A 17,921-nucleotide genomic window follows, 5' to 3' on the forward strand; every position below is an offset into this window, starting at 1 on the left:
GCCAACCCGACACCGTGCGCACCCACCGATCGGAGCCCTCCGCCCGACTGAGCCGCCCCACCTGTACCCCGATCGGCACACCGACGGAACATTGCTTGCGCGCCGGCCCACCGCGCTAGGGTGGCGGAACGAATCGGGGGTGGGTTCGGCAACCCCCTGCCGTTGATTGCACAACGAGGAGGTCGGCTTTTATGCGTTCCATCAGTGCACTCTCGACAGTCATCGCGGCCGCGGTTCTCGTGCTCGGCCTGGCCGCCTGCGACAAGGAGGACAACAGCGCCGAGCCCACGAGCACCACCGCGCGAGCGACAACCACACACCCCACCACCACCTATGCGGCGGCAACCCCGACCACCGAGCCACCGACCACGGTCACCACCCCACCGCCGAGCACCCCAGCGGTCGCCGAGCCCACCACGATCTCCTGCGGCGCGGGCCCCTTCGACCTGGCCGTCTCGGCCGTCACCACCAGGGGCGACGCCGCCTGCGCCACCGCTGTCGCGGTCACCAATGCCTATGCCGTGCAATCGGATCTGTGGGACGTCGGCTTCGTCATCCCCATCACGGTCGGCACCACCACCTGGGACTGCCAGGAACATATCGGCACCCCGAACCCGTACCAGGAGTGCATCAGCCGCGACAACCCATCCGAAAAGGCCCGCCTCGGTTGATAATTGGGCCGCCGCCGGTTAGCCGACCTGACGTCCGTCATCGGAGGTGAAGCCGGGACCGGGCTCGGCGGAGATGTCGCGTGCGGTGAGTTCGGTTCCGCACGAGTCACATTCGAGTTTGATGTGTCCTTCGCCGGTGCAGTCCAAATGGCGGTAACGCACCGGCGGACCGTCCGGTGCCATATAGGTATCGCCCCAATCCCGGATCGCCATCAGGATCGGGTAGATATCGTGTCCCTTCGGCGTCAGCCGGTACTCCTCGTGCGTGCCGACGGCCGCCTTCTGTTTGACCAGAATCCCGTGTTCGATCAGCCGATCGAGCCGATCCTGCAACCGGCTCCGGGAGATGCCGAGCGCGCTCTGGAATGCGTTGAACCGCCGCACGCCCGCGAACGAATATTTCAGGATCACCAGGGTCCAGCGGTCGCCCAGGATCACCAGCGGCCGTGTGATCGAACACGGCTCATCAGCAAGTTCCTCGTAGCGCACCTGTCGATGCTACCGAGCCCGCGCTGCCCGGCGGCGGCTTTACCCGCCGGGCACCAATGCTCGAGCTTCCTTACCGGTGTAGGCGACCATCGGGTCCTTGTCTTCCAACGGCGGCACCTCTTCCCCGTCCAGCACCTTGCGCATCCGCTCCGAATCCAACTGTCCCTCCCACTTCGCGACCACGAAGGTCGCGACGCAATTGCCGAGCAGATTCACTGTGACCCGCATCGAATCCATCAGCCGATCCGCGCCGAGCAACAGCGCGACCGCCGCCACCGGAATCGATCCGTGCCCGATCGCGGTGATCGTCGCCGACAGCGCGAGGAATGACGAACCCGGTACGCCCGCCATACCTTTCGAGGTCAACATCAGCACGCCGACTGCCGTGATCTGCTCGCCGAGACTCAGATCCACCCCGAGCGCCTGCGCCAAGAACAGCACGCAGATGGACAGATACAGCGTCGCACCGTCGAGATTGAACGAGTACCCGGTCGGTATCACCAGCCCGGTGGTGGCTCGTGAGCAACCGGCTTCGGTCAGCTTGATCATGATCCGCGGCAGCACCACCTCGGTCGAGGCGGTGCCGAGCGCGAGGAACAGCTCGTCCTTGATGTATTTGAGGAGCTTCCACAGGCTCACCCCCGCGAAAACCCGCACGACCACCGCGAGCACCAGCAGGAACAACACCGCCGCCCCATAACAACAGGCGATCAGCTTGCCATAGCTGCTGAGCGCGGAAAGTCCGTACTGCCCAACGATGTAGGCCATCGCGCCGAACGCACCCAGCGGCGCCAATTTCATGATCCAGCCGATGATCGTGAAGAAGATCTTCCCGATGTGATCGACCGCCTGCAGAATCACCGGCGGGCTATTCTTACCCACCCCGCCGGCTGCCGTCCCCCGGTGCTCGCCGAACTTCGCCAGCGCCAAGCCGAACAGCACCGCGAAGAACAACACCTGCAGCAGCGCGTTCTCCGCGAATGCCGAAATAACCGATGTCGGAATAATATTCAGCAAGAAATCGACGGTATGCGGCAGCTCACCGTTCTTGGTGGTCTTGGCGATCTTCTCGGCACCGGTCGCCAGGGTCTGCGCGTCGACATGAAAACCCGCACCCGGCTGCACCAGGTTGCCGACCAGCAAACCGAAGAGCAGTGCGAAGGTGGTGATCACCTCGAAGTAGATCAGCGCCTTCACACCGATCCTGCCCACCGCTTTCATATCGCCGACATGGGCGATGCCCAGCACGACTGTGCAGAATATGATCGGCGCGATCACCATCTTGATCAGCTTGATGAACCCGTCGGCCAGCGGTTTGAGATCCGCGCCGAAGCCGGGCCACAGCTTACCGACCAGAATTCCGGCGACGATCGCCACCAGCAGTTGCAGGAATAGCGACCGGTACCAGGGCGGTTTGCGCACCGGGTCGGTTGCTGCGGTGGATTCGATCGTCACGCTCATGCGCGCAACATAAGAGCTATTCGTATCACCAAAGTTTCAACTACATTGCCGCGCGGAAACCCGATCGATATATGCCCGTCACCCCAGGTTCGACACCAAGAACAATACGAACGAAAGCGGGCCCCGGGAAATCCCGAAGCCCGCTTCTGCCATGGATTTACAGCGGAATGTTCTTGTGGTGACTCTTGCGCACCGGCGCCGCCGCCAATGCCGCGGCAATGGTGCTGCGGGTCTTGGCCGGGTCGATGACCTCGTCCACGACACCGATCGCGATGGCACGCTCGACACCACCGGCGATGCGCTCGTGCTCGACCGTCAAACGCTCGTGCAGCGCCTCACGCTCTTCCTCCGGCGCGGCCGCGAGAGCCTTCTTGTGCAGGATGCCGACCGCGGCCTTGGCGCCCATCACGGCGACCTCGGAACCCGGCCAGGCGTACACAGCGGTCGCACCGAGCGAACGGGCATTCATGGCGATGTAGGCGCCACCGTAGATCTTGCGGGTGACCAGTGTGACCCGCGGCACCCGGGCCTCGGCGAATGCGTGCAGCAGCTTCGCGCCGCGCCGCACCACGCCCTCCCATTCCATGCTGACACCGGGCAGGTACCCGGGCACATCGGTGAGCACCACCAGCGGAATGCCGAACGCGTCGCACAACCGCACGAAACGCGCAGCCTTCTCGGCACTTTCGGAGTTCAGGCAGCCACCGAGGCGGATCGGATTATTGGCGAGCACACCCACGGTGCGCCCGCCGAGCCGTCCGAGACCGGTGACGATGCTGCGCGCGTAACCGCCCTGCAACTCCTCGAACGAGGACTCACCGTCGACGTTGTCGAGCAGTTCGTGGACGATCGGCTTCACGTCATAGGCGCGCTTGGCCGATTCCGGCATCATCGCCTTCAGATCGACATCACCGTGTGCGGCCGCGACCAGATCGAATTCGCCCTGCTCTGCGAACATCGACACCAGGCGCCTCCCACGGTGCAGCGCGTCGGCCTCGTCATTGGCGACGATGTGCGTGACACCGGACTTCTTGCCGTGCGTCTCCGGACCGCCCAGGGTGGCCATATCGACCTGCTCACCGGTCACACTGCGCACCACATCGGGACCGGTCACGAAGACCCGGCCCTCCGGCGCCATGATCACGATGTCGGTCAGCGCCGGACCGTAGGCGGCGCCACCGGCCGCGAAGCCGAGCACCACCGAGATCTGCGGCACCAGGCCGGACGCGCGAACCATGGCCTCGAAGACCAGACCGACCGCATGCAACGCCTCGACACCCTCGGCCAGGCGAGCGCCGCCGGAATGCCAGATGCCGACCACCGGAATGGCGGAATCGATGGCGGTGTCGATCGCGTCGACGATGTGCTTGCAGCCCTCCACACCCATCGCACCGCCCATAACGGTGGCGTCGGAGCAGTAGGCAACCGTGCGGACACCGTCCACCTCGCCGATCGCGGCGAGCACACCGGACTTGTCGCGCGGGTGCAGCGGTAGGACGGTTCCGGGATCGAAGAAGCGCTGGAGCCGCCCGAGCGGATCACGCGGATCGGTGGCAGTTTCTGGTCGGAACGCGGGAGCCACAATCGTCATCGCGTTTTCTCCTCACCTCAAGGAAATGCGCCGCTACCGCGGCTGCGTATGTCGAACACCGGTGGGGTCGACCGACTTTGGCGTTGGTCGACCCCACCGGGGATCGTGTGCAGTCGATTAGGCGGCTATGCCCGACCGAAGGCGAGCGCGACATTGTGCCCGCCGAAACCGAACGAGTTGTTGATCGCGTACTCGATCTCCTGGCGGCGGGCCTCGCCGTGCACCACATCCAGATCGATCTCCGGATCCTGGTTCTCCAGGTTCAGCGTCGGCGGGACGAGCCCGTCGCGGATGCTGAGCACGGTGAGCACCGATTCGAGCGCACCGACGGCGCCGATCGAGTGACCGAGTGCCGACTTCGGCGCGTACACCGAAGCGTGGTTGCCCACGGCCTTGGTGATCGCGTTCGCCTCGGCGGTGTCACCGATGGGGGTCGCGGTCGCGTGCGCGTTGATATGGGTGATGTCCTTGGGGGTCAGACCCGCGGTCTGCATCGCCCTGGTCATCGCCCGGGCGGCACCGTCACCCGTGGGATCGGGTGCGACCAGGTGGAAGCCATCGGAGGTGATACCGGCGCCGAGCAGGCGCGCGTGGATCGTCGCGCCACGAGCCTTGGCGTGCTCCTCGGTCTCGAGGACCATCAGCGCACCGGCCTCACCGAAGACGAAACCGTCACGATCCTTGTCGAACGGACGCGAGGCGCCCTTCGGATTGTCATTGCGGGTACTCATCGCACGCATCATGGTGAATGCCGCGATCGGCACCGCGTCGATGAAACCCTCGACGCCACCGGTGACGACCATATCGGCGTCACCCATGACGATCATTCGCCACGCATTGGCGATGGCCTCGGAGCCCGATGAGCATGCCGAGACCGGAGTGACCACTCCTGCCCTGGCCTTCAATTCGAGACCGACGACGGCCGACGGACCATTCGGCATGACCATCTGAACAGCCAGCGGCGAAATCTTGCGATAGCCACCGTTCTTCAGCTTGTCGACCGAGTCGATGAGCGCATCACCGCCACCGAGCCCGGTACCGATCGCCACACCCAGACGCTCCGGGTCGACCTCGGGGCTGCCCGCGTTCTGCCAGACCTCGCGACCGAGTACGGTCGCGAGCTGCTCGACGTAGGCCATGCGCCGACATTCGACACGGCTCAGCAGGGTCTCTGGCCGGACCTTCAGGTGACCGCCGATGCGGACCGGAAGGTCGTACTCCTCGACGAAGGGGTCCTCGAGAACGTCGATGCCGCTCTCGCCGTTGAGGAGTCCCTTCCACGTCGCATCGACATCACCAGCGATCGACGTGGTCGCCGCCATACTCGTGACGACGACATTGGGGAAATTCCCGTTCAAGGTGGAAGGAGTGGTCACGGTGTCGGCCCTACTCGGCGTCGAACTTGGCCTTGAGCTCCGCGGCCGCGTCAGCGTTCTCGGCCTCGAGCTTCTGGATGTAGCCGACGGCGTCGCCGACCGTCTTCAGGCTGGCCAGATCCTCGTCCGGGATCTTCACGCCGTACTTGTCCTCGGTCTGAACCGCGATCTCGACCATGGACAGCGAGTCGATGTCCAGGTCATCGACAAAGGACTTCTCGATCGTTACCTCGGAGGGCTCGATACCGGTCACCTCTTCGATGATCTTGCCGAGTTCCTCGACGATTTGTTCCTGGGTCAGAGCGGCCACTTCGTGGCTCCCTTCTTATCTACTTTGTAGGGCTTCACTGTTGTTTTTCGAATCGAGCGAGCCGATGGTTACCGTCCGCTCGGTCACGATCGCGTATTGGGTTACACGGTCGCGGGGGGAAAGCTAGCCGGAAGTGGTGAGCCCGGCCAACGCGGGGAGGTCTTCGGGGGTCTTCAGGGCCAGTGTTGGCGTGCCTTTCAACTCCCGTTTTGCAATGCCGACGAGCGTGCCCGCCGGCGGCAGCTCCGCCACTGCCGAGACCGCCGCTTGCCGGACGGTCTCGGTGCACAGGTCCCACCGGACGGGCCGGGTGACCTGCGCCGCGAGCTTAGCGACAGCATCGGCCCCGGAGGTAACCGGCTTGCCGTCGAAGTTCGAAAGCAGGGTCCTGGTCGGCTCGTTCGGCGTGATCTTGGATATGGCGTCTGTCACAGCGTCCTGGGCCGGGGCCATGAACGCGGTGTGGAATGCGCCCGCCACGGGCAGCGCACGCACCCGCGCCTTCTCGGGCGCATCGGCGGCGAGTTCCGCGAGGGCGGTCAAACGTCCGGCGGCCACGATCTGACCCGCGGCATTGCGGTTGGCCGGGACGAGTTCGAGCTCTTCGAGCCGGGCGAGCACGGCGGCCTCATCGCCACCGAGCACCGCGGACATACCGGTCGGCTCGAGAGCACACGCTTTGGCCATCTCCGCACCGCGGATGGCGGCCAGCCGCACCGCATCGTCGGCGGAGATGACTCCGGCGACCGCGGCGGCGGCGAGTTCACCGACCGAATGTCCGGCAACGATAGTATCGGCCGGAAGGGCATCCGGCTCGATTTCCGCGAAGGCCAGCAGTGCGGCGGCGACGACAAGCGGCTGGGTAACGGCAGTATCGGTGATCTCCTCCGCCGTTGCGGTGGTGCCGAGTCGAACCAGATCCAGGCCGGAGGCCTTGGACCAGATGGCGAGGCGATCAGTCGCGCCGGGAAGGTCGAGCCAAGGCGCGAGCATGCCGGGTGTCTGGGACCCCTGTCCAGGGGCGAACAACGCGATCACACCTCTAAGAAAACACTGTGAGGTAGGCCGCAGGAGATGTCGACGCGAATGAACCTTGCGGAGCGCTTTTGTGGGGGTCCCACAAAAGCGCATGTGGGTTGTCTCGATCGACCTATTCGCTGGATCCGTTACATGCCCTCGTGACTCACCGGGAATTGAGTGACTTCCGGGGTAGGAGTTGACGATTCGTTACGGGTTCGTGTCAAACGACCTACTGTCGCGGCGATCCGGAGCACGTACGCATCCCGCGGATTCATCGGATCGCGGCCCGTTATCTCGGCTATCCGCTTAAGGCGATAACGAACGGTATTTGGATGAACGTACAGCTGACGCGCGCACGTCTCGACCGCGCCACCGCAATCCAGATAGGCCTCGAGAGTGTCGGCCAACGCCGATCCGGCGGCGGCCAACGGTAGGACAAGATACTCGTTCAACGCGTCGATTGCAGCTCGGTCACCCAAAAGAGCTCGCTCGGGTAACAATTCCGCAGCGTGCACCGGTCGCGGGGCCCCGCGCCAGCCGACAACGGCCTCCATTCCGGCCAGCGCCTCCACCGCGCTGGCATGCGCCGCGCCGAGCGTGCGCATGGTCGGGCCGATCACCACCGGACCGTCGGAGAACACCTCGGCCAGCAGATCCGCGAGAAAAGGGGAGGCATAAGAGGTATCGCCCAGATTCCCGCTGACCACCATCACCAGCCGTGAACCTTGGACCACCGCCAACGCCGCGCGACCGTGCCGCGCGGCGATCGTGTGCACCGAGCCGACCATCGAGACGCCCTGATCCCCCGGTGGCGTGCCGACCAGCACCGTCGCCGGTGCGGTGGCGTCCCAGTTCAGGGTCGCGGCCCGCGACAGCATGTCCGGACCGGTATCGCCGCGGACGACGGCGTCCACGACCAGCGCCTCGAGGCGGGTGTCCCATGCGCCGCGGGATTCCGCGGCGCTCGCGTACACCGAGGCGGCGGCGAATCCCAGCTCACGCCCGTAGCGCAATACCGCCTCGGTGAGTGCGACCAGCTGCCGATCATTGCGCGCGAGCGCGGGCAGCCACTGTTCGAAGAACTCCATGGCCACACGGACCATGTCCACGGTCTGGCGCAGCGTCAACCGCCGAGCCAGATCCTGCGGGATCACTTGGAAGGCGTCCAGGCTGAACCGGATATCGCTATCGGGATCCTGTAGCCATTCCAGGAAGTTCACCACCGCGGTCTGCACCAGCATCTGGACGCCTGCGCGTTGCGCGGCGTCCAGATCGGCGAAGAACGGCAACCGATCCTGCATCGACCCGACTGCCTCGGTGGAGAGGCGTCCGGAGAACTGCTTCACGCGTTTGAGCAGCGTGTCCGGCAGTGGGTCGCGGGTTTGCCGGTTCGGGGAGAGCGCGCCCGTCGGCAGATACACCTCGTGCTCGGAGGAGCCTTCGGAGATCCGACGCGGCCGCGGCGGTTTACGTTCCACCATCCAATCGTCCGCTATGCGAGTTCATCTTCGGTGCCGGGAGCCGACTTCGGCGCGGCGGCGACATCATCGATGCGGTATTTGGCCGCAGCCTCGACAGCCTTGGCCGGATCGAGCTTGCCGGTACGGCCGAGTGCGGCCAGGGCGGCGACCACGATCGACTGCGCGTCGACGTTGTAGACGCGGCGCGCGGCGGGGCGGGTATCGGAGAATCCGAATCCGTCCGTACCGAGCGTGGTGAAGTCGCCGGGCACCCACTTGCGCACCTGATCCGGCACCGCGCGCATCCAGTCCGTCGCGGCCACATACGGACCCTCGACCTGGGCCAGCGCCTGGGTGACGTACGGGACGCCCGCATCGGTGCCCGGATTGCGCAACTGGGCGACCTCCTTGTCGAGTGCCTCCTTGCGGAGCTCACCCCACGACGTCACCGACCAGACATCGGCCTGCACACCCCACTCCTCGGCGAGCAGCGCCTGGGCCCGCACGCCATCGGGCACCGTGACGCCCGAGACCAGGATCTGGGCGCGCACATTGCCCTCGCCGCCGCGCTTGTACAGATAGAGGCCCTTGAGCAGTCCGGCGATATCGAGATCGTCGGGCTCGGCGGGCTGTACATACGGCTCGTTGTAGAGGGTGATGTAGTAGAAGATGTCCTCGCCGCCGAAGCCGCCCGCGGATCCGTGCGGATGCGTGCCGGGCAGTGCGCCGGGACCGGGCTGCGGTGTGCCGCCGCCGTACATGCGACGCAGACCGTCCCGCACGATGTGCGCGATCTCGAAGGAGAACGCCGGATCGTAGGTGACCACGGCCGGGTTGGTGGAGGCCAGCAGCAGCGAGTGGCCGTCGTTGTGCTGCAGCCCCTCACCGGTCAGCGTGGTTCGCCCGGCGGTTGCCCCGAGCACGAAGCCGCGCGCCAATTGGTCCGCCGCCGCCCATAATCCGTCGCCGGTGCGCTGGAAACCGAACATCGAGTAGAAGATGTACAGCGGGATCATCGGCTCGCCGTGCGTGGCGTACGAGGTGCCCGCCGCGGTGAACGAGGCGGTCGATCCGGCCTCGTTGATGCCCTCGTGCAGAATCTGCCCGACGGCACTCTCTTTGTAGGCAAGCATCAATTCCGCGTCGACGGAGGTGTACAACTGCCCGAGGCGGTTGTAGATCTTCAACGAAGGGAACCACGAGTCCATACCGAAGGTACGGGCCTCGTCCGGAATGATCGGCACGATCCGCTTGCCGATCTCCTTGTCTCGCAGCAGCTCCTTCATGAGCCGAACCAGGGCCATGGTGGTGGCCACGTTCTGCTTGCCGGAACCCTTGCGCACCGACTTGTACGCCTCGTCCCCGGGCAGTTGCAGCGGCTTTGCTGCGGCGCGCCGTTCGGGCAGGAAACCGCCGAGCGCCTTGCGGCGATCGAGCATGTACTGGATTTCGCGCGCCTGCATGCCCGGGTGGTAGTACGGGGGCAGGTAGGGATCCTTCTCCAGTTCGGCATCGGAGATCGGAATCCGCTGCAGGTCACGGAAGTCCTTGAGGTCCTGCAGGGTCAGCTTCTTCATCTGGTGCGTGGCATTCCGGCCCTCGAAGTGCTTGCCGAGGGTGTAGCCCTTGATGGTCTTGGCCAGGATCACTGTCGGCTGACCCTTGTGCGCCATCGCGGCCGCGTAGGCGGCATAGACCTTGCGGTAGTCGTGACCGCCGCGCTTGAGGTTCCAGATCTCCTGATCCGAAAGATCCTGAACCAGGGCCTTGGTGCGCGGGTCGCGGCCGAAGAAGTGGTCGCGCACGTAGGCGCCGTCATTGGCCTTGTAGGTCTGGTAGTCGCCGTCAGCGGTGGTGTTCATCAGGTTCACCAGTGCGCCGTCGCGATCGGCGCCGAGCAGCGCGTCCCACTCCCGGCCCCAGATGACCTTGATGACGTTCCAGCCCGCGCCACGGAAGAACGACTCCAGTTCCTGGATGATCTTGCCGTTACCGCGCACCGGGCCGTCGAGACGCTGCAGGTTGCAGTTGATCACGAAGGTCAGGTTGTCCAGCCCCTCGTTGGCGGCAACCTGGATCAAGCCCCGCGATTCCGGCTCGTCCATCTCGCCGTCGCCCAGGAACGCCCAGACGTGCTGATCGGAGGTGTCCTTGATGCCGCGGTCGTGCAGGTAGTGGTTGAACCGCGCCTGGTAGATGGCGTTCATCGGGCCCAGGCCCATGGACACCGTCGGGAACTCCCAGAAGTCGTTCATCAACCGCGGATGCGGATACGAGGGCAGGCCGTGGCCCGGGCCACCATGGCTGTACTCCTGCCGGAAACCGTCCATCCGGTCGGTGCTCAACCGGCCCTCGAGGAATGCGCGGGCGTAGATGCCGGGCGAGGCGTGACCCTGGATGAAGATCGAATCGCCGCCGCCGGAATGGTCCTTGCCGCGGAAGAAGTGGTTGAAGCCGACCTCGTAGAGCGCCGCCGAGGACGCGTAGGTCGAGATATGGCCGCCGACACCGATACCGGGACGCTGCGCCCGGTGCACCATGATCGCCGCGTTCCAGCGGATCCAGGCACGGAAGCGCCGCTCCACCTCTTCGTCGCCGGGGAACCACGGCTCGTTCTCGGTGGGGATGGTATTGACGTAGTCGGTGGAGGTCAGGGATGGAATGGCGACCCTACGCTCACCGGCGCGTTCCAACAGCCGGAGCATGAGGTAACGCGCGCGGCCCGGACCTTCCCGGTCGAGCATGTCATCGAACGATTCGAGCCATTCGGAGGTTTCCTCCGGGTCGATGTCCGGTAGATAGGACGCCACCCCTTCGCGGATAACCCGCACCCGCCCGCCCGTAGGCGGCACTTGCGATCCGTTCGGATCACGCGGCGCGGAGTCGGTGCCGGCGGATTTCGCTGGCGCGGAAGAGTGGATCAGGTCGGTCAAATCTGCTCCTCGTACAGGGGTGGACAAGCTGATAGGCGTCTGTTTCCCCGGGCGGCACACTTGGTTGGCGGACCACCCGTTTTACGAAAGGTTCGGGCGCACCTCCATCCTTGCGGAAGTTGTGGCCCAGGTCATCATGTCAGGGGCATCTGCAGTACGGTTCCGCAGGGAACGTGAGTCGAGGACCGCCGGTGACACAGAGAGGCACGGAGGACGATGAAGGTGCTGGACCCACGCGGGTTCGGAGCGGTGTGCGCGGCAGCGGCGGTCGTGGTCGGGCTGACCATCGCGGGATGCGCGAAACACGTTGACGGCGTTGCCAATCCGAATGCCTCGGAGCTGGCCGCCTACAAGACCGAGGCGGCCGCTTCCTCCGCCGCGGCGACCTCCTCGCGCAAGGCCGCGGCCCAGGCGCAGGCGATCAGCGACAACTGCGGTCAATTCCCCACTACTACGGGCGTCGGCGTTTCGAAGTACAACGAATTCGTAGATGCGCACGACGCGAACGCCGCGGACTACAACGCCAAGCGCGATACCGCCGCCAAGACGCTCGAGGACGCCGCGACCAAAGTCGAGACCGGAGTGAACAACGCCAACGGCGCGCTGCCCGCCGATCTGCAGGCCAAGTTCGCCGAATACGTCGCCGCCGCACGCCAGCTCGCCGCGGAGACCCGCAAGATGACCTACACCGCCCCGGTCGGAGCGCTCAACGAGGCGAGCAAGCGGGTCAACGACGCGCGCAACGCGGTCAAGGACGCCTGCCCGAAACGCTGAATTCGTCCCACGAACCGGGTGCGGGTGGCGAAAATCGGCCAATGACACGAGGTTGCAACGCGACATTCCATGGGTATTTCGTCCGATCAGCTTGCGCTCGAGGCGATAACCATGTTCGCTTGCAACTACCTATTGTCTGGAGTTGAGGAGGACACCACCGTGGTCGCCGCGGCGGACGCGCAGAACTACGCTCAGAAGCTTGGCATTACACACGGCATGGTTGTCCAGGAGCTGGGCTGGGACGAGGACACCGACGACGACCTGCGGGCCGATGTCGAAGAGGCCAGCGGTGGGGAGATGGTCGACGAAGACTCCGACGAGGTTGTCGACGCTGTCCTGCTGTGGTGGCGAGAAGGCGACGGCGATCTGGCGGATGAGCTGATGGAAGTCATCAGTCCGCTGGCCGACGAAGGCTTCATATGGGTGCTCACTCCCAAGACCGGGCAACCTGGTCATGTCGATCCGAGCGATATCGCCGAAGCGGCGCCCACCGCGGGTTTGACGCAAACCTCGGCGATCAGCCTAGGTGCCTGGTCCGGCAGCCGCCTCGTGCAGCCCAAGGCACCCTCGAAACAGCGCTGACCGCTTTCGCTATGGTTTCGCCGGGCGGTGTTTCACCGCCCGGTGTAGCCCGACACGATGGAGGATCAGTGATGCCAGTCGAGGTTGGCCCGCTGGAAGTCGGCACGCTCGCGCCGGATTTCACACTCAAGGATCAGAACAACCAGGACGTCACGCTCTCGGATTACCGCGGCAAGAAGAACGTGCTGATCGTGTTCTATCCGCTTGCCTTCACCGGCATCTGCCAGGGCGAGCTGTGCAAGGTCCGCGACGAGTTGCCCAAATTCCAGAACGACGCCGCGGAAATCCTCGCCATCTCGGTAGGCCCACCGCCCACCCACAAGATCTGGGCCGCCGAACAGGGCTACGTCTTCCCGCTGCTGTCCGACTTCTGGCCACACGGCGCCGTCGCCCAGTCCTTCGGCGTCTTCAACCAGAAATCCGGCTACCCCAACCGCGGAACCTTCGTCGTGGACCGCGACGGCGTCATCCGCTTCGCCGAAATGAACGGCCCCGGCGAGGCCCGTGACCAGGCGGCTTGGGAGAAAGCGCTCGCCGCGCTAGAGTCCTAGACCGGCCCGTCGGTCACCCACCGACGGATCCCGGGCGTATAGCTCAGTGGTAGAGCTCTGGTTTTACACACCAGCGGTCGGGGGTTCGAACCCCTCTGCGCCCACCGAACGAAGAACATCCGCGTCGAGATCTATTTCTATGGGACGCCTTCGCCCCGCAACTCCGAATTGTCGAGCAAGCGTGGGGCCATGATTGCGATGAAATAGCTGCAAAGCGGTATGTGGGCCGACGATTTGCCCTGAAATGCGATATTGTCCGAAGGCGCGAAGATAGCCGGGAGCGATCCCATTCAGTGCCGTTCGTCTGTGAAGGTCGAAAAATCGGAACGGATGGAAGTGTGGTGAAGATCAAGAAGCTCCTGGCGACTGCGATCTTGGCCATCGCGGCCACCGGCACAACCACCGTCATGGCCAACGGTCAGGCCACGGTGGCCTCGGACGTCACCGTCGGCGCGAACGCCGGTCCGGTCGCCTACACCACCGCCCTCGCCGCCGATCACACCAGCGCGCTGGTACGGCTTGCCTCCGGCAGATTCACGCTCGGCCCCGACGCGGTCACCGTGACCGCGGACGACGGCACCGTCGTCGGCACCATTCCGAGGACGTTGCAGGCCCAGACCGGGCAGACATTCAATCTCACGCCGGCGCTGGACAACACCGGCACGGAATTGACGCTGACCCCCGCGTCGGCCCCCGTGCCCGGGCTGCACCAGGCACTGGGAAACTTCGCCGTCGTCGAGGTCGGCGAGATGATCGGTTGTGTCATCGGCATTCTCATCGGGATTTGGTTCTTCCTGGTGGGCGCCATCATCGGCTGTGCGGTCGGTGCGATCCTCGGCCAGCTCATCGCCTAGGGCTTCCCCTCCGCCAACTCCGGAGCCTCATCGCGGGAGCACGCGATCGCACCACGCGCAGAACTCGAGGCGCGTAGTCGAGGCGCGTGTCCCTCGGAACTCAGCGCTCGTTTCTTGCGGCGATGACGCAAGAAACGACTGGGTCACGCGATCGCACAGTTGCTAGTTTTCGTCGGGCGTGTGCTCAGAACCGGTGTCGAGGGGGTTCGCGGCCATCCTGGTGGCGAGGCCGGACTGTATTGCGCGTGCGGCGGAGCTGCTGGTCTTCCGGTCGGCCTGAGCCCGGAAGCAGGCAAGAAACTCGTCGGCGAGCCCCAGCCGGGGGTACTGGTGGAGTACTGCGGCACGGAAGGCTGGGCTGAAGTCGTCGATGTTCTTCCCCGCGATGTCCAACGCCGTCGCCCGCCAGAGCAAGTGACCTTCAGGATCATCGGCTACGTCCACGTGAGGCCACATATGCCTGACGATGACTTCGCCGAGGCGTTCGCGGCGCTCGCTCGACCAACCGGCGCCGGCGGCGAACACCCGCGCGACATGGCCGCCGGCCTCCTCGAAGGAGACGGTGTGGCTGTCGAACTCCGGCACCAGGCAGATGTCGTGGAACATCGCAGCCGCGAACAGAAGCTCAGCGTCGTACCGGATGCCCTGCTGCCTGCCGTAGACAGCCGCCCAGAAGTAGACGCGGCGCGAATGGTTCAGCAAGGCGGCGGAATGATAAGTGGAGGCCACCTCGAGGGCAGCCGATGAGGCGGCCGTGTCAGGAATCACGAGTTCGTCCGGAACGACCATACTTCGACAGTACGGCGTGGAAGGTCCGTGCAGGTGGTCCATTCCGACGCCACGATCACTACCGGAAGGACCTCATGCGAGCCATCACAGTCCGGGATCGCGAAGCTGGCATCGGCGGATTGGCCCTGACCGATCTGCCCCACCCCCATGCCGCCGAGAACGACGTCATCGTGCAAGTCCGCGCCGCCGGCTTCACCCGAGGCGAGCTGGACTGGCCGGGGACGTGGACCGACCGCGCCGGCCGCGACCGCACCCCGAGCGTCCCCGGCCACGAGCTATCGGGTGTAGTCGTCGAACTCGGCTACGGCACGACTGGTCTCACGGTGGGGCAGCACGTCTTCGGACTGACCGACTGGGCCCGCAATGGTTCGCTCGCGGAGTACACCGCCGTGGAAGCCCGCAACCTGGCTCCGCTCCCCGCCGACGTCGACCACGTCGCCGCAGCCGCGCTACCGATCTCCGGTCTGACGGCTTGGCAGGCCCTGTTCGACCACGCTCACCTGAAAACTGGCCAAACCGTCCTCATCCACGGCGTCGGTGGTGCCGTCGGCTCCGTCGCCGCACAACTTGCCCACGAAGCAGGAGCCCACATCATCGGCACCGGCCGAGCCTCGGACAACGTCGCGGCCCGCGATCTCGGCGTCCACGAGTTCGTCGACCTGGACGGCGAACTCCTGGAGGATGTCGGCGAGGTCGACGTAGTGCTCGACGTGATCGGCGGCGACATCCGCGACCGTTCCACCGCGCTACTACGCCCCGGCGGCACCCTCGTCACCATCGCCGATCCACCCACCATCCACCCTCACGATGGGCGAGCCATCTTCTTCATCGTCGAACCCAACCGTGAGCAACTGGCCCAACTGGCCACCCGCCTGCACGACGGCCGACTCATCCCCCTCGTCAGCGCCGTCCGCCCCCTGGCCGACGCCCCCGCGGCCTTCAGCCCCGGGGGACGCACCCGCGGCAGAACGATCATCAAGGTGACCACGGACTGACGCTCGCCGGTCCCGGTCGAGGCGGGCGTGGTACCGGCGAAGCTCGCTGGCATTCCGCTGTGCACCCACCGGCTCATCGGCACCCGAATCGCCGGCCCGTCGCCTGGACCGAACAACCCGCCCACAACCGATTGCGGCACTGCTGGAATCGTGTCGGCCGGTCTGGGCGGTTCAGCCGACCGGGAGTTTCACCACCGGATTGGGGCCCAAGTCGGTGACGTACACGTTGTTGGCCGTGTCGACCGCTACATCCTGGGGATTCTTCAGGCCGGAGAACGGCAGCATGGTCGGCGTCGACGCGCCGGCCGCCAACCTCACCACCCATTTGTTATCCCAGTCGACGACGTACACGTCTCCCGACGCGTCGACCGCCACACCTTGGGGATCTTTGAGCCCGCTGAACGGCAGCGTGGTCGGTGCCGACGCGCCCGCCGCCAACCTCACCACCCGCTCGGTACCCAATTCGGTGACGTACACGTTGCGCGCCGTGTCGACCGCCACACCGTGGGGACCTCGAAGCTCCGTGAACGGCAGCGTGGTCGGTGCCGACGCGCCCGCCGCCAATGTCACCACCCGATCATTACCCTGGTCGGCGATATATACGTCCCCTGCGCTGTCGACCGCCACCCCCTGGGGACTCTTCAGGCCGGTGAACGGCAGCGGTGTCGCCGTCGACGCGCCCGCCGCCAATTTCACCACCCGATCGTTACCCATGTCGGTGACGTATACGTTGCCCGCGGCGTCGGCCGCCACACCGGTGGGCAGGCTGACGCCGGTGAAGGGCAGCGAAATCTGCGACGAGTAGGCCGGGGCGATAGGGGTGGGCGAGTTGCCACCGCCGCCTGATTCCCGCTGCACGCCGATGATCACCGCTACCGCGGCCAGCACCGCGACCACGGCCGCGACGGCGAGCAGTCCGGCGGCCTTGGGCGACAATCTGATTCGCCGCCCGAGGCGCGCAACTACGCCCCCGCTGGTGCCGACCGCGGAATCGCCCACCGCGGCGCGTGCCGCCGCGGCCAGCTCACGCACGGTCTGGTAGCGATGGTCGGGGTTTTTGGCCATTCCCTTGGCGATGACCGCATCGAAAGCAGTCGGTACATCGGCTGTAGTGGTGCTGGGCCGCGGCGGCGGGGTACGCAGGTGATGGGCGATCACACCCTCTATGCCCGATGTGCTCGCAAACGGGGGCCGGCCGGTCAGGCACTCGTCCAGCACGCACGCCAACGCATACACATCCACTCGGGAATCGGTCTTGACCTCCCCGCTTATCGCCTCCGGCGCCATGTAGGCGAAGGTGCCGAGGGTCTCGCCGGTCTTGGTCAGCGTGCGCTCGTCGGCGGCGTGGGCGATCCCGAAGTCGATCAGGTAGGCGAAATCATCGGCGCACAGCAGAATGTTGGAGGGTTTGACATCGCGGTGCGCCAGCCCGGCGTCGTGGGCCGCCTGCAGCGCGCCGGCCACCTGGGCGATGATCGCCACTGCCCGCTGCGGCGGCATCGCCCCTTCTCGCGTGATCACCGTGCGCAGGTCGGTGCCCTCGATCAGGCGCATATTCAGATACAGCCGACCGTCGATGTCGCCGAAGTCGTGGATGGGGATCACATGCGGTTCGGTCAACTGTGCGACCGTCCGGCACTCGCGGCGGAACCGCTCGCGCAGCTCTTCGTCATCGGCGAAGCGCTCAGGCAACACTTTCAGCGCCACCACCCGGTCGGTGAGCGAATCATGCGCCCGCCATACCTGGCCCATGCCGCCCTGACCCAGCAGTGACAACAGCCGATAGCGCCCGAATGCCTCCGCTGGTCCCGACCCCCGGACGGTGTTCCCGCCGCCCACTGGTGTGTCGTTCATTGTGCCGTCCCGTGACTACCTGTCTGGCTAACGGCCGTACTCGCTTGCATTGGACCCTCGCCCGCGAGCAGGTAGGTCCACACTAGTTGATTCAGGCAGCCCAGATGCTCAATAGTCGCGCGCTATCGTCGGTGATCATCGCATGTACGGCCAGAGCCGGTTCCACACGATCAGCGGTGATGCTCGCCGAGTACGCCACCGTCATCGACAG

At 65.5% G+C, this 17,921-nt stretch carries 16 protein-coding genes and 1 tRNA gene; 7 read left to right on the plus strand and 10 right to left on the minus strand.

Translation table 11 applies throughout. The features are described from left to right. Nucleotides 1-191 precede the first annotated feature (191 nt). Entirely contained in the window at nt 192-671 is a 480-nt protein-coding gene (locus ACQPYR_RS32210) for a hypothetical protein (protein ID WP_433622628.1), read from the plus strand. A gap of 18 nt (nt 672-689) precedes the next feature. Here ACQPYR_RS32210 and ACQPYR_RS32215 read toward each other — a convergent pair whose 3' ends face one another. The 8 genes from ACQPYR_RS32215 to aceE all read right to left on the minus strand — a co-directional run bounded on the left by ACQPYR_RS32215 (nt 690) and on the right by aceE (nt 11,230). Further along, a complete protein-coding gene (locus tag ACQPYR_RS32215) occupies nt 690-1,160 on the minus strand; it encodes a winged helix-turn-helix transcriptional regulator (protein WP_433622629.1) in 471 nt (156 codons plus the stop codon). 39 nt (nt 1,161-1,199) lie between these two features. Further along, nucleotides 1,200-2,621 (minus strand): C4-dicarboxylate transporter DctA, encoded by a 1,422-nt coding sequence (dctA, locus tag ACQPYR_RS32220; RefSeq protein WP_433622630.1) that lies wholly within the window; start codon nt 2,619-2,621, stop codon nt 1,200-1,202. Between the two features lie 157 nt (nt 2,622-2,778). Continuing rightward, nucleotides 2,779-4,212, minus strand: a complete 1,434-nt coding sequence (locus ACQPYR_RS32225) for an acyl-CoA carboxylase subunit beta (protein WP_063040458.1) — start codon at nt 4,210-4,212, stop codon at nt 2,779-2,781. A gap of 125 nt (nt 4,213-4,337) precedes the next feature. Then, the gene (locus ACQPYR_RS32230; protein WP_433622631.1) at nt 4,338-5,588 is read right to left on the minus strand and encodes a KasA/KasB family beta-ketoacyl-ACP synthase; all 1,251 of its coding nucleotides are present in this window, start codon (nt 5,586-5,588) and stop codon (nt 4,338-4,340) included. Nucleotides 5,589-5,598: 10 nt separating this feature from the next. Then, a complete protein-coding gene (acpM, locus tag ACQPYR_RS32235) occupies nt 5,599-5,898 on the minus strand; it encodes a meromycolate extension acyl carrier protein AcpM (protein WP_107655016.1) in 300 nt (99 codons plus the stop codon). A 123-nt stretch (nt 5,899-6,021) separates the two neighbouring features. Continuing rightward, the gene (locus ACQPYR_RS32240) at nt 6,022-6,936 is read right to left on the minus strand and encodes an ACP S-malonyltransferase (RefSeq protein WP_040688301.1); all 915 of its coding nucleotides are present in this window, start codon (nt 6,934-6,936) and stop codon (nt 6,022-6,024) included. Nucleotides 6,937-7,064: 128 nt separating this feature from the next. Next, nucleotides 7,065-8,399, minus strand: a complete 1,335-nt coding sequence (locus ACQPYR_RS32245; RefSeq protein WP_063040466.1) for a PucR family transcriptional regulator — start codon at nt 8,397-8,399, stop codon at nt 7,065-7,067. An 11-nt stretch (nt 8,400-8,410) separates the two neighbouring features. Further along, the gene (gene aceE, locus ACQPYR_RS32250; RefSeq protein ID WP_433635301.1) at nt 8,411-11,230 is read right to left on the minus strand and encodes a pyruvate dehydrogenase (acetyl-transferring), homodimeric type; all 2,820 of its coding nucleotides are present in this window, start codon (nt 11,228-11,230) and stop codon (nt 8,411-8,413) included. Nucleotides 11,231-11,527: 297 nt separating this feature from the next. On the opposite strand from aceE, the gene ACQPYR_RS32255 reads away from it, so the two are divergent. From ACQPYR_RS32255 to ACQPYR_RS32275, 5 genes are all read left to right on the plus strand, one after another. Next, nucleotides 11,528-12,085 carry a hypothetical protein gene (locus ACQPYR_RS32255; RefSeq protein WP_387294746.1) on the plus strand — a complete coding sequence of 186 codons (558 nt, stop codon included), beginning with the start codon at nt 11,528-11,530 and terminating at the stop codon, nt 12,083-12,085. Nucleotides 12,086-12,244: 159 nt separating this feature from the next. Beyond that, on the plus strand, nt 12,245-12,667 hold the full coding sequence (locus ACQPYR_RS32260; RefSeq protein ID WP_040688342.1) for a DUF3052 domain-containing protein: 423 nt from the start codon (nt 12,245-12,247) through the stop codon (nt 12,665-12,667). 71 nt (nt 12,668-12,738) lie between these two features. Then, nucleotides 12,739-13,218, plus strand: coding sequence for a peroxiredoxin (locus tag ACQPYR_RS32265; protein ID WP_433622632.1), 480 nt, complete (start codon nt 12,739-12,741; stop codon nt 13,216-13,218). A gap of 32 nt (nt 13,219-13,250) precedes the next feature. Beyond that, nucleotides 13,251-13,322: transfer RNA gene (locus tag ACQPYR_RS32270), tRNA-Val, on the plus strand. 237 nt (nt 13,323-13,559) lie between these two features. Beyond that, nucleotides 13,560-14,072, plus strand: a complete 513-nt coding sequence (locus tag ACQPYR_RS32275) for a hypothetical protein (protein ID WP_433622633.1) — start codon at nt 13,560-13,562, stop codon at nt 14,070-14,072. Nucleotides 14,073-14,234: 162 nt separating this feature from the next. On the opposite strand, the gene ACQPYR_RS32280 is transcribed toward ACQPYR_RS32275, so the two are convergent. Beyond that, the gene (locus ACQPYR_RS32280; RefSeq protein WP_433622634.1) at nt 14,235-14,861 is read right to left on the minus strand and encodes an HD domain-containing protein; all 627 of its coding nucleotides are present in this window, start codon (nt 14,859-14,861) and stop codon (nt 14,235-14,237) included. Nucleotides 14,862-14,935: 74 nt separating this feature from the next. On the opposite strand from ACQPYR_RS32280, the gene ACQPYR_RS32285 reads away from it, so the two are divergent. Continuing rightward, complete coding sequence (locus ACQPYR_RS32285; protein WP_433622635.1) at nt 14,936-15,856, plus strand: NADP-dependent oxidoreductase; 921 nt, start codon at nt 14,936-14,938, stop codon at nt 15,854-15,856. Nucleotides 15,857-16,027: 171 nt separating this feature from the next. Here ACQPYR_RS32285 and ACQPYR_RS32290 read toward each other — a convergent pair whose 3' ends face one another. Beyond that, a complete protein-coding gene (locus ACQPYR_RS32290) occupies nt 16,028-17,710 on the minus strand; it encodes a serine/threonine-protein kinase PknD (RefSeq protein ID WP_433622636.1) in 1,683 nt (560 codons plus the stop codon). Nucleotides 17,711-17,921: the final 211 nt, after the last annotated feature.

The sequence above is a fragment of the Nocardia sp. CA-120079 genome (assembly GCF_050955745.1).
In the GTDB taxonomy this organism is placed as follows: domain Bacteria; phylum Actinomycetota; class Actinomycetes; order Mycobacteriales; family Mycobacteriaceae; genus Nocardia.